Annotated in this window: 14 protein-coding genes; all 14 read right to left on the bottom strand. The window is 56.0% G+C overall.

The genetic code is table 11. The features are described from left to right. Nucleotides 1-131: 131 nt before the first annotated feature. The 14 genes from hisP to IM317_RS14180 all read right to left on the bottom strand — a co-directional run bounded on the left by hisP (nucleotide 132) and on the right by IM317_RS14180 (nucleotide 13,000). Nucleotides 132-905 (bottom strand): histidine ABC transporter ATP-binding protein HisP, encoded by a 774-nt coding sequence (gene hisP / locus IM317_RS14245; protein WP_023312558.1) that lies wholly within the window; start codon nucleotides 903-905, stop codon nucleotides 132-134. An 8-nt stretch (nucleotides 906-913) separates the two neighbouring features. Further along, entirely contained in the window at nucleotides 914-1,630 is a 717-nt protein-coding gene (locus tag IM317_RS14240; protein ID WP_008502590.1) for an ABC transporter permease, read from the bottom strand. Next, complete coding sequence (locus IM317_RS14235; protein WP_023336422.1) at nucleotides 1,627-2,313, bottom strand: histidine ABC transporter permease HisQ; 687 nt, start codon at nucleotides 2,311-2,313, stop codon at nucleotides 1,627-1,629. Before IM317_RS14235 ends, IM317_RS14240 begins: the two co-directional genes overlap by 4 nt. A gap of 88 nt (nucleotides 2,314-2,401) precedes the next feature. Beyond that, entirely contained in the window at nucleotides 2,402-3,184 is a 783-nt protein-coding gene (hisJ, locus tag IM317_RS14230) for a histidine ABC transporter substrate-binding protein HisJ (RefSeq protein ID WP_023336423.1), read from the bottom strand. 226 nt (nucleotides 3,185-3,410) lie between these two features. Then, nucleotides 3,411-4,193 carry a lysine/arginine/ornithine ABC transporter substrate-binding protein ArgT gene (gene argT, locus IM317_RS14225; RefSeq protein ID WP_023312560.1) on the bottom strand — a complete coding sequence of 261 codons (783 nt, stop codon included), beginning with the start codon at nucleotides 4,191-4,193 and terminating at the stop codon, nucleotides 3,411-3,413. A 291-nt stretch (nucleotides 4,194-4,484) separates the two neighbouring features. After that, the gene (locus IM317_RS14220) at nucleotides 4,485-5,054 is read right to left on the bottom strand and encodes a UbiX family flavin prenyltransferase (RefSeq protein WP_029740194.1); all 570 of its coding nucleotides are present in this window, start codon (nucleotides 5,052-5,054) and stop codon (nucleotides 4,485-4,487) included. 89 nt (nucleotides 5,055-5,143) lie between these two features. Further along, nucleotides 5,144-6,661 carry an amidophosphoribosyltransferase gene (gene purF, locus IM317_RS14215; RefSeq protein WP_024908947.1) on the bottom strand — a complete coding sequence of 506 codons (1,518 nt, stop codon included), beginning with the start codon at nucleotides 6,659-6,661 and terminating at the stop codon, nucleotides 5,144-5,146. A gap of 33 nt (nucleotides 6,662-6,694) precedes the next feature. After that, nucleotides 6,695-7,183 (bottom strand): colicin V production protein, encoded by a 489-nt coding sequence (cvpA, locus tag IM317_RS14210; protein ID WP_000262116.1) that lies wholly within the window; start codon nucleotides 7,181-7,183, stop codon nucleotides 6,695-6,697. Between the two features lie 228 nt (nucleotides 7,184-7,411). After that, a complete protein-coding gene (dedD, locus tag IM317_RS14205; protein WP_033146091.1) occupies nucleotides 7,412-8,098 on the bottom strand; it encodes a cell division protein DedD in 687 nt (228 codons plus the stop codon). Next, a complete protein-coding gene (gene folC / locus IM317_RS14200; protein WP_033146092.1) occupies nucleotides 8,088-9,356 on the bottom strand; it encodes a bifunctional tetrahydrofolate synthase/dihydrofolate synthase in 1,269 nt (422 codons plus the stop codon). Before folC ends, dedD begins: the two co-directional genes overlap by 11 nt. Before the next feature lie 70 nt (nucleotides 9,357-9,426). Further along, complete coding sequence (accD, locus tag IM317_RS14195; protein ID WP_003861408.1) at nucleotides 9,427-10,332, bottom strand: acetyl-CoA carboxylase, carboxyltransferase subunit beta; 906 nt, start codon at nucleotides 10,330-10,332, stop codon at nucleotides 9,427-9,429. 154 nt (nucleotides 10,333-10,486) lie between these two features. After that, the gene (locus IM317_RS14190) at nucleotides 10,487-11,146 is read right to left on the bottom strand and encodes a DedA family protein (RefSeq protein ID WP_033146093.1); all 660 of its coding nucleotides are present in this window, start codon (nucleotides 11,144-11,146) and stop codon (nucleotides 10,487-10,489) included. Nucleotides 11,147-11,174: 28 nt separating this feature from the next. Further along, the gene (truA, locus tag IM317_RS14185; RefSeq protein ID WP_033146094.1) at nucleotides 11,175-11,987 is read right to left on the bottom strand and encodes a tRNA pseudouridine(38-40) synthase TruA; all 813 of its coding nucleotides are present in this window, start codon (nucleotides 11,985-11,987) and stop codon (nucleotides 11,175-11,177) included. Beyond that, the gene (locus IM317_RS14180; protein WP_033146095.1) at nucleotides 11,987-13,000 is read right to left on the bottom strand and encodes an aspartate-semialdehyde dehydrogenase; all 1,014 of its coding nucleotides are present in this window, start codon (nucleotides 12,998-13,000) and stop codon (nucleotides 11,987-11,989) included. The genes truA and IM317_RS14180 overlap by 1 nt, the downstream gene beginning before the upstream one ends. Nucleotides 13,001-13,023 lie beyond the last annotated feature (23 nt).

Genomic DNA, 13,023 nt, shown 5'->3' with positions numbered 1-13,023 from the left:
TCCCACAGGGAGAGGGAGAACACCCAGTCCGTAGGCCCGGTAAGCGAAGCGCCACCGGGCGATTGGGCTGCACTGCGGTCTGATGCCCTCACCCCGCCCCTCTCCCACAGGGAGAGGGGGAAAGGCAAAACCTACTTCAACGACCCTTTCAGGAACTGCTGCAGGCGCGGGCTTTGCGGGTTCGCCAGCACCTCGTCCGGGTGGCCCTGCTCTTCAATTTTCCCCTGATGCAGGAAGATAACGTGGTTCGAGACGTTACGGGCGAAGCCCATCTCGTGCGTCACCACCACCATCGTTTTGCCCTCTTCGGCCAGCTTCTGCATGATGCGCAGCACTTCGCCAACGAGTTCCGGGTCCAGCGCGGAGGTCGGTTCGTCGAACAGCAGCACCTCCGGTTCCATCGCCAGCGCGCGGGCGATGGAGACGCGCTGCTGCTGACCGCCGGAGAGATGCACCGGGTATTTCATCTGCTGGCGCTCGTCGATACCCACTTTCGCCAGGTATTTCACCGCACGCTCGCGGGCTTCCTGCTTGCTCAGGCCCAGCACCTGAATCGGCGCTTCCATCACGTTCTCCAGCACCGTCATGTGGCTCCAGAGGTTGAAGTGCTGGAACACCATCGTCAGGCGCGTACGCAGCAGTCGCAGCTGGTGTTTATCCGCGACCTTCAGCTGGCCGTCTTTGTCACGGACCAGGTTAATATTCTGCCCGCTCACCACAATCGAGCCTTCGCTCGGCTTTTCGAGGAAGTTAATGCAGCGCAGGAAGGTACTTTTACCCGAGCCGGATGAGCCGATAATACTGATCACGTCGCCCGCATTCGCCTGCAGCGACACCCCTTTCAGCACTTCATGTTCGCCGTAGCGTTTGTGCAAATCAATAACGTTTAATTTGTTCTCAGCCATCATCTTTCTCAGTGCGTCGAAGAAGGTTTTATATGCTGCAACCAGCGTTTTTCAGCCTTACGGAACAGGCTAATCAGAACATAAGAGATAATTAAATAGAGCACCGCCGCAATGCCAAACGCGGTAAACGGCTGATAGGTCGCGGAGTTAATATCGCGCGCGATTTTGAGCAGATCCGGCACCGTCGCGGTAAAGGCGAGCGCGGTGGAGTGCAGCATCAAAATCACTTCGTTACTGTACGCCGGTAACGCGATACGCAGTGCCGACGGCAGAATAATGCAGCGATAAAGTTTCACCGAGGAAAAGCCGTACGCGCGCGCCGCTTCAATCTCACCGTAAGGGACAGAGCGAATTGCCCCGGCGAAAATCTCGGTGGTGTAGGCGCAGGTGTTGAGCGTCAACGCCAGCACCGTACAGTTCAGGCCGCTGCGGAAGAACGCATTCAGCATCTCAGTGCCTTTTACGATCTCAAGCGTATACATTCCCGAATAGAACACCAGCAGCTGCACGTACAGCGGCGTACCGCGGAACACGTAGGTAAACAGCCAGATCGGGAACTGGATAAATTTATTGTTCGACACGCGGCCAATGGCAAGAAACACCGCCAGAATGCCGCCCATCACCACGGAGGAGATCAGCAGCCAGAGCGTAATCGCCACGCCGGTAAAGCGGTAGCCGTCCGTCCACAGCAGCGATTTCCAGTATTCCTGAATAATCTCAATCACAGGTCAGCCCTCTTCACACCCACGGAGTAGCGACGCTCGAGCAGAAGCAGCACACCATTGGAGGCGGTCGTAAAGACCAGATAAATCACGCCGCAGACCACCGCAAAGTAGAACGGCTCCCAGGTGCTCTTGCCCGCCAGCTGAGTCGCTTTCACGACGTCTTCCAGACCGAGCAGCGAGACCAGCGCTGTCGCTTTGAGGATAACCTGCCAGTTGTTGCCGATGCCCGGGAGCGCATAACGCATCATGGCCGGGAACATAATCCGACGAAACGTTTGTGAAGAGGTAAAACCAAATGCGGTTGCCGCCTCAATGTGGCCTTTCGGCACGGCCATGTAAGCGCCGCGGAAGGTTTCGGTGAAGTAGGCACCGTAGATAAAACCGAGGGTAATAATACCGGCCACCATCGGGTCGATATCAATTTGTCCCATGCCCATCGCGTCCGTCACGCTGTTCAACGCAATCTGCAGACCGTAAAAGATCAGCAGCATCAGCACCAGATCGGGAACGCCGCGAATAAGCGTGGTGTAGCCTTCAAAAATAAGCGCCAGCGGTTTGTTAGCCGAAAGCTTCGCCCCTGCGCCTGCCAGACCTATCAGCACCGCCAGCACCACGGAGCTGATAGCCAGCTCAAGGGTGACAAGCGCGCCCTGTAAAATAACGCCAGAAAATCCGTACAGCATACCGCGAGCCCTGTCGTATCGTGAGTGGTGGAACCGTGTCTTTTCCCCTCCCGCATCGGGAGGGGCCGCACGTTATTTGACGGGGCGATTAGCCGCCGTAAACATTAAAATCAAAGTACTTTTTCGCCAGCTTGTCATAGGTGCCGTCAGCGCGCATTTCAGCAAACGCTTTGTTCAGCGCCTCACGCAGCTCGTTGTCTTCTTTGCGAAGGCCCATGCCGGTGCCCACACCAAACAACTTCACGTCCTTAATGGACGGGCCGCCAAACTTGTAATCTTTACCCACCGGCGTTTTCAGGAAGCCTTCGCTTGCCGCGACTTCATCCTGGAATGCCGCATCAATTCGGCCTGCCGTCAGGTCAGCGTAGATATTTTCCTGGCCCTGATAGGAGACGATTTCAATCCCCTTCGGCGCCCAGTGTTCGTTGCCGTAGGTTTCCTGCGTGGTGCCCTGCAGCACGCCGACGCGTTTGCCTTTCAGGGACTCCAGCGTTGGCTGAATGTCAGAAGCTTTAGCCACCACCAGACGAGAATCGGCCGCGTAGAGTTTGTCGGTGAAGGCAATCTCCTGCTGGCGTTTTTCGGTGATGGAGAGCGAGGACATAATCACGTCGATTTTTTTCGCTTTCAGGGACGGGATCAGCGCATCCAGCGGGTTCTCAACGTAGGTACACTGTGCTTTGATGCGTTTGCACAGCTCATTGGCCAGATCGATGTCAAAACCGACCAGTTCACCCTTTGAATTCTTCGATTCGAACGGCGCATAGGTTGGATCGGTACCAATCCGAATTTTCTGCGGAATGGCTGCGAATGCCGCGGTGGCGCTGGAAAAGGCCAGCACCAGAGATAGTGACAACACGAGTTTTTTCATATTTGTCCTCAACAAACTGTCTTCATACGGGATTTTTACGACGACGGGGTGGTGCTAATGTGCCATTAATCCCCTCTTTCAGGCAAAGACTAATGCCCTTAAGGCGGGAATTTTTGCATTATAAATGCGTAAGTATGCACAAAGCGATCCAATACGGTGCAACAAATGCACCGCATTGGGTCAACCGCTCCCGCAACGCACCTTTGCGGTGCGTTAGCGTCAGGCATTATTCACCGTATACGTTGAAGTCGAAGTATTTCTTCGCCAGTTTGTCGTAAGTACCGTCTTTACGCAGCTCTGCAAAGGCTTTGTCGAAGGCGGCTTTCAGCTCGGTATCATCCTTACGCAGGCCAATACCGGTGCCGTCACCAAAGTATTTTTTGTCTTTTACCGACGGGCCCGCAAACGCATAGTCTTTACCCGCAGGCTGTTTCAGGAAGCCTTCGCTCGCGGCGACTTCATCCTGGAATGCCGCATCCAGACGGCCTGCGGCCAGGTCAGAGTAAATCAGATCCTGGTTCTGGTAAGCCACCACGTCTACGCCCTTCTCACGCCAGGTCGCGTTGGCATAACCTTCCTGCGTCGACCCCTGAAGCACGCCAACATGCTTGCCTTTCAGCGAGTCGATGGTTGGCTTAATCGGGGAGCCTTTCGGCGCAATCAGGCGAGAATCCGCGGCGTAGAGCTTGTCAGAGAAGGCAATCTCCTGCTGGCGTTTTTCGGTGATGGAAAGAGAAGAGATAATGGCGTCGATTTTCTTGGCTTTCAGCGACGGGATTAACGCGTCAAAGTCGCTGCCCACCCATGTGCATTTCACCGCAATGCGTTTGCACATTTCATTTCCCAGATCGATATCAAACCCCACGAAATCGCCTTTCGCATCCTTGGAAGAGAATGGCGCATAGGTTGCGTCTGTACCGATACGAACCGTCTGTGGAAGCGCTGCGTAGCTACCTGCTGCCGCACTTAACCCCACGAGCAAAGACAGAGCCAGAACCGTCTTCTTCATACATTTACCCTCAAGTACCGTGATTTTATTATGTATTGTGTTGTGTGTTGTGTTGCAGGCTTCATCTTGCAGGTCTTATGCCACATTGCCGTCTGGTCAAAACTTCGACGTTAAATATGTTAATAAAACGTTGCGATATTGCCTTAATGGTGAAAGATAGCAGGTCTGCCGAACGAACCGGAAAGAGAAAAAGGGAAAAAACGAATTAAATGTCGAGGATATGATCGCCGTTGCATAATTGCCCTGAAACAGGGCAACGTCTCTTTTCATGCACTCTGTTTGTGCACAGAATCAGGCCCCTTGCCAGCGGGTGAAGAGATCTTCAGGCAGGTCGATGTCAAACTGATCCAGCACGCGGTTAACGGTCTGATTAATCACGTCGTCCAGCGAGGTCGGGCGATGATAAAACGCCGGAACCGGCGGCATGATGATGGCCCCAAGCTCGGCGGCCTGGGTCATTAAACGCAGATGGCCGAGATGCAGCGGCGTTTCCCGCACGCAGAGCACCAGAGGACGACGCTCCTTCAGCACCACATCCGCCGCGCGCGTCACCAGGGTGTCGGTATAGCTGTTCACAATGCCGGAGAGCGTTTTAATCGAACAGGGCAGGATAACCATGCCGGCCGTTTTAAACGAGCCTGAGGAGATGCTGGCGGCAATATCACGGGCATCGTGAACCACGTCCGCCAGTGCCTGAACATCGCGCAGGGAGAGATCGGTTTCCAGAGAGAGGGTCTGCCGCGCCGCCTGGCTCATCACCAGATGGGTCTCGACTTCCGCCACGTTACGCAGAACCTGTAACAGACGTACGCCGTAAATCGCGCCGCTGGCGCCGCTGAGCCCAACAATGAGTCGTTTCATGATTTTCGCCCTTACTGATTTCAGGGCAGACTGTGCAGGATTTTGCGGGGAGTTGCAAGTGAGGGCATTCGCCCTCACCTGCCGGAGCATCAACCTTCGTTGTGCATCTCTAAGCTTTCAAGATCGTTCTGCATCTGAACGGCTTTCGCATCGTCGTTGCGCAGAGAATCAAGATAGTCGAGGTACTGCTGGTCAACGTCTTTGGTCACGTAAATACCGTTGAACACGGAGCATTCAAACTGCTGAATTTCCGGGTTCTCGGCACGCACCGCGTCGATGAGATCGTTTAGATCCTGGAAAATCAGGCCGTCGGCACCGATGATCTGGCGAATTTCATCCACTTCACGGCCGTGAGCGATCAGCTCGTTGGCGGTTGGCATATCGATGCCGTACACGTTCGGGAAGCGAATCTCTGGCGCAGCAGAGGCCAGGTAGACTTTCTTCGCACCCGCTTCGCGCGCCATCTCGATAATCTGCTCAGAGGTGGTGCCGCGAACGATGGAGTCATCCACCAGCAGAACGTTCTTGTCGCGGAATTCCGCGCGGTTGGCGTTCAGCTTGCGGCGCACGGACTTACGGCGCAGGTGCTGGCCCGGCATGATAAAGGTGCGGCCAACGTAGCGGTTCTTCACGAAGCCCTGACGGTATGGCTTGTCCAGAATGCGGGCGATCTCCAGCGCGATATCGCAGGAGGTTTCCGGGATAGGAATAACCACGTCGATGTCGAGATCGTCCCACTCGCGGGCAATCTTCTCGCCCAGCTTGGTGCCCATGTTGACGCGCGCGCTGTAGACGGAAATCTTGTCGATGAAGGAATCCGGGCGGGCAAAGTAAACGTATTCAAACAGGCACGGGTTGCTGACTGGGTTATCGGCACACTGGCGGGTAAACAGCTGGCCCTTCTCGGTGATATAGACCGCTTCGCCCGGCGCAACGTCACGCAGGAACTCAAAGCCTAGGGTATCCAGCGCCACGCTCTCAGAGGCAACCATATATTCGGTACGGCCATCGCCAAGGTCGCGCTTGCCGAGCACCAGGGGACGAATGCCGTTTGGATCGCGGAAGGCCACCATGCCGTGACCAATGATCATCGCCACGCAGGCGTACGCGCCGCGGATCTGGCGGTTTGTCGCGGCAATGGCAGCAAAGATGTTGTCTGCTTCCAGCGGGTAGTGACGGAAGTTATCCAGCTCGCTGGCGAACACATTGAGCAGGATTTCAGAATCAGAGGTGGTGTTAATGTGGCGACGTTTCTCTTCGAACAGCTTTTTACGCAGCTCATGCGCGTTGGTCAGGTTGCCGTTATGAGCAAGGGTGATGCCATACGGTGAGTTGACGTAGAAAGGCTGTGCCTCGGAGGCGCTGGAACTGCCAGCAGTAGGATAACGAACGTGACCGATCCCCATATTACCTTGCAGACGCTGCATATGGCGGGCTTCAAACACATCGTTTACCAGGCCATTCGCCTTGCGTAAACGGAAGCAGTTGTTTGCATCAATGGTGATGATACCCGCAGCATCCTGCCCACGGTGCTGAAGCACCGTTAACGCGTCATAAATCGACTGGTTTACCGGCATGAAACCGGCGATACCGACAATACCGCACATTCGTCTTTTCCTCGTTAAGCCACATCTCAGGGTTTATGCCCTGGGCAAAAAACTCGACGAGCTTTGCAGATAGTCAAAGAACCATCTGATGATGAAGCTGAACTCTGGAATGAGCTGCGATTTCTGCCAGTCTTCGCTTTTGGAGAACCCGGTGAAGGTATCCAGGAAGAACAGGATCGCGGCCACAATCAGCACGCCTCGTAACGCCCCGAAACAGATCCCGAGCACCCTGTCCGTTCCTGACAGACCGGTTTTCTCGACCAGCTGACCTATCACGTAATTCACGATAGCGCCGACAATCAGCGTTGCGATAAACAGCACCGCGATGGCAATTCCGTTTCGGACCAGTTCATCTTCAAAGCCCGTGAACCAGACAGACAGGTAAGTGTAGTAATGACTGGCAACAAAGAAAGCACAACCCCAGGTTACCAGCGATAACGCTTCACGAACAAAGCCACGGATCAGGCTAACCAGACAGGAAAAACCAATCACCGCAATGATGGCGTAATCAATCCAGACCATATGTGTCCCACGATTTAACGCCCTGTCATCCAGTTCGGGGCGAATTCTAACAGAAAAAGAAAACGTTTGCGTAGGGATTTCCTTCCCGCGCGTAAATAAAAAAGGCGCTGAAAAAATGTTCAACGCCACGGTCCATTTGACGTCTCTGTGGACGTCTGCTCCCCCTCACCCCGGCCCTCTCCCTCAAGGGAGAGGGAGCAAACCACTCCGAGGTTGGGTAAGATCTTATCAGTTCGCGCTGTAGCCCATCACCACACCGCTCAGGCCGGAGATCTGCTTCAGCTCGCCGAGCGAACCTTTAAGCTTATCTTTGGACGCTTCTGGCCCCACGAGGATACGGGTAATTTTACCCTGCACCGGCGTGGAAGGTGAAGTGTAAACACGATATCCCGCACTGCGCAGTTTGCTCACGACCTCGTTAACTTTGTCGGCGTTTTTCAGCGCGCCGAGCTGCACAACGTACGCTTTTCCGGTCGGTGCCGCGTCTTGTTTTGTCGGCGGTGGGGTTTCTGATGCGGCAGCCAGCTGCTCTGCGGCTTTATCTCGCTGCGGTTTCGGCTGCGGCTTCTCAACCGGCTTCGGTTTTTCAACGGGTTTAGGCTGCTCTACCGGCACCGGATCGATATCGCTGCTGCTCGCTGCCGCCAGACGAGACGGATCGAGCGACGGTGCGGCGGCATCGCCTGCACGCACCTCTTCCGCCGCGCCTTCCGGCGGCTGAGCAGGCAGCGCCTGCGTCGCCGCTGGCAGCATATCCGGCTCATCGCGGTCACCCGGTTTCGGCACCAGCGGAATAGCGGCAAACTCGTCCTGATAATGCTTTTTCTGCCCGTCGAGCAGACCCGGGAGAATAATCACCCCGAGCGCGACCAGCACAATGGTTCCTGTTAAACGGTTCTGAAACTTACTCGCCACCGGTTCTCCCCGCGTCCATCACTTCCATGACATGTGCCACCGTGTGGAATGAACCACACACCAGCACGGTATCTTCTGGTTTAGCATCCGCCATCGCGGCATGCCAGGCCTGAGCCACGCTACTATAGATTGCGCCTTTGCCGAGATGTTCCATCAGCTGCTCAGCCGTCGCGCCGCGCGGCCCCTCCAGTGGAGCACAATACCAGCTATCGACCACAGTCTCCATGCAGGCCAGCGTACCGCCGATATCTTTATCATGAAGCATACCGATAACCGCCAGCACGCGCCCGGTTTTTGGTAACGATTTGAGACGTCCCGCGAGATACGCCGCCGCATGCGGGTTATGCGCCACGTCCAGAATCAGGCGCGGTGACTCGCTGACAATCTGGAAACGCCCGGGCAGAATTGCGCTCTGAATGCCGTCACGAATTGCCTGCTCGCTGACCGCTAATCCGCTGGCGCGCAGTGCCGCCAGCGCGGTGGCTGCGTTCGGCTGCGGCACCTGCGGCAGCGGCAGGTTGTCCAGCGCGCCCTGGGCATCGCTGAAGCGCCAGCCGTTATCCTGAACCTCATACTGCCAGTCAACGCCGCGGCGCAGCAGACGCGCGCCCTTCTCGTTTGCCACGTCAGCAATGGTGTGCGGCATGTCCGGCTCGCCGACCACGGCGGGTTTATTCGCCCGGAAAATACCGGCCTTCTCGCGGCCAATGCTTTCACGATCCGGTCCCAGCCAGTCGATATGGTCCAGCGCGATGCTGGTGACCACCGCCACGTCCGCATCAACCATATTGGTCGCATCAAGACGTCCGCCGAGGCCAACCTCAAGGATCACCACATCCAGCTGCGCCTGTTTGAACAGCCACAGCGCCGACAGGGTGCCGTATTCAAAATAGGTTAATGAGATCTCACCGCGTGCGGCTTCAATTTTCGCGAACGACGCCGTATGCGCCGATTCCGGCAGCTCGCTGTTCTGCACGCGAACCCGCTCGGTGTAGCGGACCAGGTGTGGAGAGCTGTACACGCCAACTTTGTAACCTGCGGCCATCAGGACAGATTCCAGCGTGCGGCAGGTAGTGCCTTTACCGTTGGTGCCCGCGACGGTGAACACGAAAGGTGCCGGTTTGAGCACATCAAGACGCGCGGCGACCTGGCTTACGCGCTCAAGCCCCATATCGATGGTTTTACTGTGCAGGTTTTCCAGATAAGAAAGCCACGCGGCCAGGGGCGACGTGGCTTGGGGAATGCTTTTATTTTCCATAATGCCCGGTTGTCATTAACAGATTAGAAAGCAAAAGGGCAGCGCCAACCGGCCCTGCCCTTTTCAGTTATCAGGCCTCGGGTTCCTGATCCGGTACCACCACACCTTCGCGCGGCTCATCCGGGTTCGGCGCTGGCAGATTCATCAGCTTCGCCAGAATGCTCGCCAGCTTCAGGCGCATTTCCGGACGGCGGACGATCATATCGATAGCGCCTTTCTCAATGAGGAACTCACTGCGCTGGAAGCCCGGCGGCAGTTTTTCACGAACGGTTTGCTCGATAACGCGAGGACCCGCAAAGCCGATCAGCGCTTTTGGCTCAGCGATGTTCAGGTCGCCCAGCATCGCGAAGCTCGCGGAGACGCCGCCCATGGTTGGGTCGGTCAGCACGGAGATGTACGGAAGACCGCGCTCCTGCATTTTCGCCAGCGCAGCAGAGGTTTTCGCCATCTGCATCAGCGACATCAGCGCTTCCTGCATACGCGCGCCGCCGGAGGCAGAGAAGCAGATCAGCGGACAGTTGTCTTCCAGCGCCTGCTCAACGGCACGCACGAAGCGCGCACCGACCACGGAGCCCATTGAGCCGCCCATAAAGGAGAACTCAAAGGCAGCGGCGACAACCGGCATCTCATGCAGGGTGCCTTTCATGACGATCAGCGCGTCTTTCTCGCCGGTCTCTTTCTGTGCAGAGGCCAGACGATCTTTGTATTTTTTGGAATCGCGGAACTTCAGCACGTCTTTTGGCTCAAGTTCGCTACCCAGCTCTACCAGAGAGCCTTCGTCCAGCAGGCTATGCAGGCGGTTGCGCGCCGACATACGCATATGGTGGTCACACTTCGGACACACCTCAAGGTTGCGCTCCAGCTCTGCACGATACAGAACCTGACCGCAGCTATCACACTTCGTCCATACCCCTTCAGGAATGCTCGCTTTGCGCGTTGGGGTAATGTTGCTTTTAATTCGTTCAATCCAGCTCATTGATAACCTTTCTGCCTGAACCTGGTCGTATGCCAGTTTTGCTATAAGAGGCGAATAATGCCATTTTTGCCTCCAACAGACCATGAATGTTGCACATTAAAACATAACAGCCCGAAACTTTGGATAAAAAAGTGGTCGAACCGCCAGTGTGCATTTACTTCGCTTGTTTTGCCGCCGCACGTTTGTGGCGAATGATTTCGATAACGCCAGGCAGTACGGAAAGCACAATAATCGCTACAATCAGTAACTTAAGGTTTTCCTGCACCACCGGAAGATCGCCAAACAGATAGCCTGCGTAGGTAAACAGCAGTACCCACAGCAGCGCGCCAACCACGTTGTATGCCGCAAAATGACGATAGGACATATGCCCCATTCCCGCCACAAACGGTGCAAATGTGCGCACAATAGGCACAAAACGCGCAAGGATAATGGTTTTCCCGCCATGGCGTTCATAAAACGCATGGGTTTTGTCTAAATAGCTGCGACGGAAAATTTTCGAATCAGGATTGCTGAAAAGCCGCTCACCGAACACGCGTCCAATCGTATAGTTGACCGCATCACCGACAATGGCGGCAATCACCATCAGCACAACCATAAGATGCACGTTCAGATCGTTAGTGGGTAACGCCGATAGCGCCCCGGCAACGAACAGCAGTGAATCCCCTGGCAGGAATGGGGTAACGACCAGACCGGTTTCAAAAAACAGAATGAGGAACAGAATGGCGTAAACCCAGACGCCATACTGCGCGACCAGCTCCGCCAGGTGAACATCAATATGCAGAATGAAATCAATCAGAAAACGTATTACGTCCATATTGTCTAAGCCCTAATTGCACCTTTGTTTAGTCCGCTAAAAACAGCGGGCCCATTGGCGGTTTCGGCAGGTCAAATCGATCCGGATAGTCTACTGAGACCAGATACAATCCTTCCGCTTTCGCCGTGGCTGCCGCAAGCGTTCTGTCCTTCGCTGCCAGCAGGTCTGCAATCCAGCTCTCCGGCTGGTGTCCGGCACCCACTTCCATCAGGCTGCCCACAATATTCCGAACCATATGATGTACAAAGGCATTGGCTTTGATATCCACCACCACATACGCGCCAAAACGGCTGACTTTTATGTGCATGACGTTGCGCCACGGCGTGCGGGACTGACACTGCACCGCACGAAACGACGTAAAGTCATTTTCACCAATCAGACACTGCGCCGCGCGATGCATACGTTCTGCATCAAGCGGTTCATAAAAATGCGTGACGCCCTGGCTTAACACCGCCGGACGCAGGCGCTGGTTGTAGATGACATAACGGTAGCGACGCGCCGTGGCGCTGAAGCGCGCGTGAAAATCATCCGGCACAGCTTTTACCCAACGCACCGCAATGTCACCAGGCAAATTCGCATTTACACCCAGCGTCCAGGCGGCATCCTTACGCACGGCGGTGGTTTCAAAGTGCACCACCTGTCCCGTGCCGTGAACTCCCGCGTCCGTACGCCCCGCGCACAGGACGTTAATCGGCTCGTTTGCCACCTGAGAGAGCGCTTTCTCCAGCTTCTCCTGGACGCTGCGCACCTCGTTCTGACGCTGCCAGCCATAATATTTACTGCCGTCGTACTCAATTCCGAGGGCAATTCTATGGACCGGCTTTTGTTCCACGTCTGACATCAGTACAGGTACTCCTGCACCAGTTTTTCAGCGATTTTGACCGCCATCAGCGCGCCGCCGAAGCGAACGTTATCGGCAACGGACCAGAACTGAACCTGTTCCGGCATGCCGTAATCGTTACGCACGCAGCCAACGGAAAGATGCGCGCTGCCGGTGGCATCGCCAACCTGGGTCGGGAACTCGCTCTCTTCGGAGAGCACGATGTCTTCACCGCGGCCAAACGCGTCGCGCGCCTCTTCTGCCGCCAGCGGACGCAGGGCTTCAAAGCCAACCATCTGCGCGTGGCCGTAGAAGACTGGAGACTGCACGACGTTCGCGGAAATCATCAGACCATCGTCCTGCAGAATTTTACGCACTTCATCGACGATACGACGCTCTTCGCGTACAGACCCTTCGCGATCCGGCAGCAGCGGCAGCATATTGAACGCCAGCTGGCGGCCAAAGAAATCGTCTTCGTCAATCGGGATACCGTTCAGCAGCTTCGCGCTCTGCCCGGCCAGCGCGTCAACGGCCTTTTTGCCGTTCGCGGACGCGGACAGCAGGCTGGTGACGGTAATGCGCGACAGGCCGCCGTCGTCGATCAGCGGTTTCAGGGCGGTCAGCAGCTGGCTGGTGAGGCTGTTCGGGACCGAAATGACGTTACGGTTGCGGTAGTCAGCCAGCACAAACGGGTTCACGTCCGGCACCACCAGCGGCACATCCGGCTCCATTGAGAACAGACCGCTCAGGTCGATCACCAGGCAGCCAGCGTTAGTCGCCTCTTCAACGTACGCAGCCGTCGCTTCAGCGCCCGCGGCGAAAAACGCCAGCTGCGCCTGCGTCCAGTCGAACGCGGCCGCGTCCTGAACCATGACGGATTTACCGTTAAAACGCAGATGCTCACCTGCGCTGTCGGTACGGGCCAGCGCATAGATATCGCCCACCGGGAACTGACGCTCAGCAAGGGTTTCGAGCAGGGCTTCGCCCACGGCACCCGTGGCACCTAAAATGGCAATGTTCCAGCCTTCAGACATGGTGGTTTACTCCAGAAATAAAA

It is taken from the genome of Enterobacter cloacae complex sp. S3, assembly GCF_014930495.1.
GTDB lineage: Bacteria > Pseudomonadota > Gammaproteobacteria > Enterobacterales > Enterobacteriaceae > Enterobacter > Enterobacter asburiae_B.
This window is presented reverse-complemented; position numbering and strand designations above follow the sequence as displayed.

Excerpts from the sequence above, each read along its gene's own strand:
- hisP (WP_023312558.1), bottom strand. The coding sequence starts at position 905 with ATGGCTGAGAACAAATTAAACGTTATTGATTTGCACAAACGCTACGGC.
- IM317_RS14235 (WP_023336422.1), bottom strand. The coding sequence starts at position 2,313 with ATGCTGTACGGATTTTCTGGCGTTATTTTACAGGGCGCGCTTGTCACC.
- hisJ (WP_023336423.1), bottom strand. The coding sequence starts at position 3,184 with ATGAAAAAACTCGTGTTGTCACTATCTCTGGTGCTGGCCTTTTCCAGC.
- argT (WP_023312560.1), bottom strand. The coding sequence starts at position 4,193 with ATGAAGAAGACGGTTCTGGCTCTGTCTTTGCTCGTGGGGTTAAGTGCG.
- IM317_RS14220 (WP_029740194.1), bottom strand. The coding sequence starts at position 5,054 with ATGAAACGACTCATTGTTGGGCTCAGCGGCGCCAGCGGCGCGATTTAC.
- purF (WP_024908947.1), bottom strand. The coding sequence starts at position 6,661 with ATGTGCGGTATTGTCGGTATCGCCGGTTTCATGCCGGTAAACCAGTCG.
- cvpA (WP_000262116.1), bottom strand. The coding sequence starts at position 7,183 with ATGGTCTGGATTGATTACGCCATCATTGCGGTGATTGGTTTTTCCTGT.
- folC (WP_033146092.1), bottom strand. The coding sequence starts at position 9,356 with ATGGAAAATAAAAGCATTCCCCAAGCCACGTCGCCCCTGGCCGCGTGG.
- accD (WP_003861408.1), bottom strand. The coding sequence starts at position 10,332 with ATGAGCTGGATTGAACGAATTAAAAGCAACATTACCCCAACGCGCAAA.
- IM317_RS14190 (WP_033146093.1), bottom strand. The coding sequence starts at position 11,146 with ATGGACGTAATACGTTTTCTGATTGATTTCATTCTGCATATTGATGTT.
- truA (WP_033146094.1), bottom strand. The coding sequence starts at position 11,987 with ATGTCAGACGTGGAACAAAAGCCGGTCCATAGAATTGCCCTCGGAATT.
- IM317_RS14180 (WP_033146095.1), bottom strand. The coding sequence starts at position 13,000 with ATGTCTGAAGGCTGGAACATTGCCATTTTAGGTGCCACGGGTGCCGTG.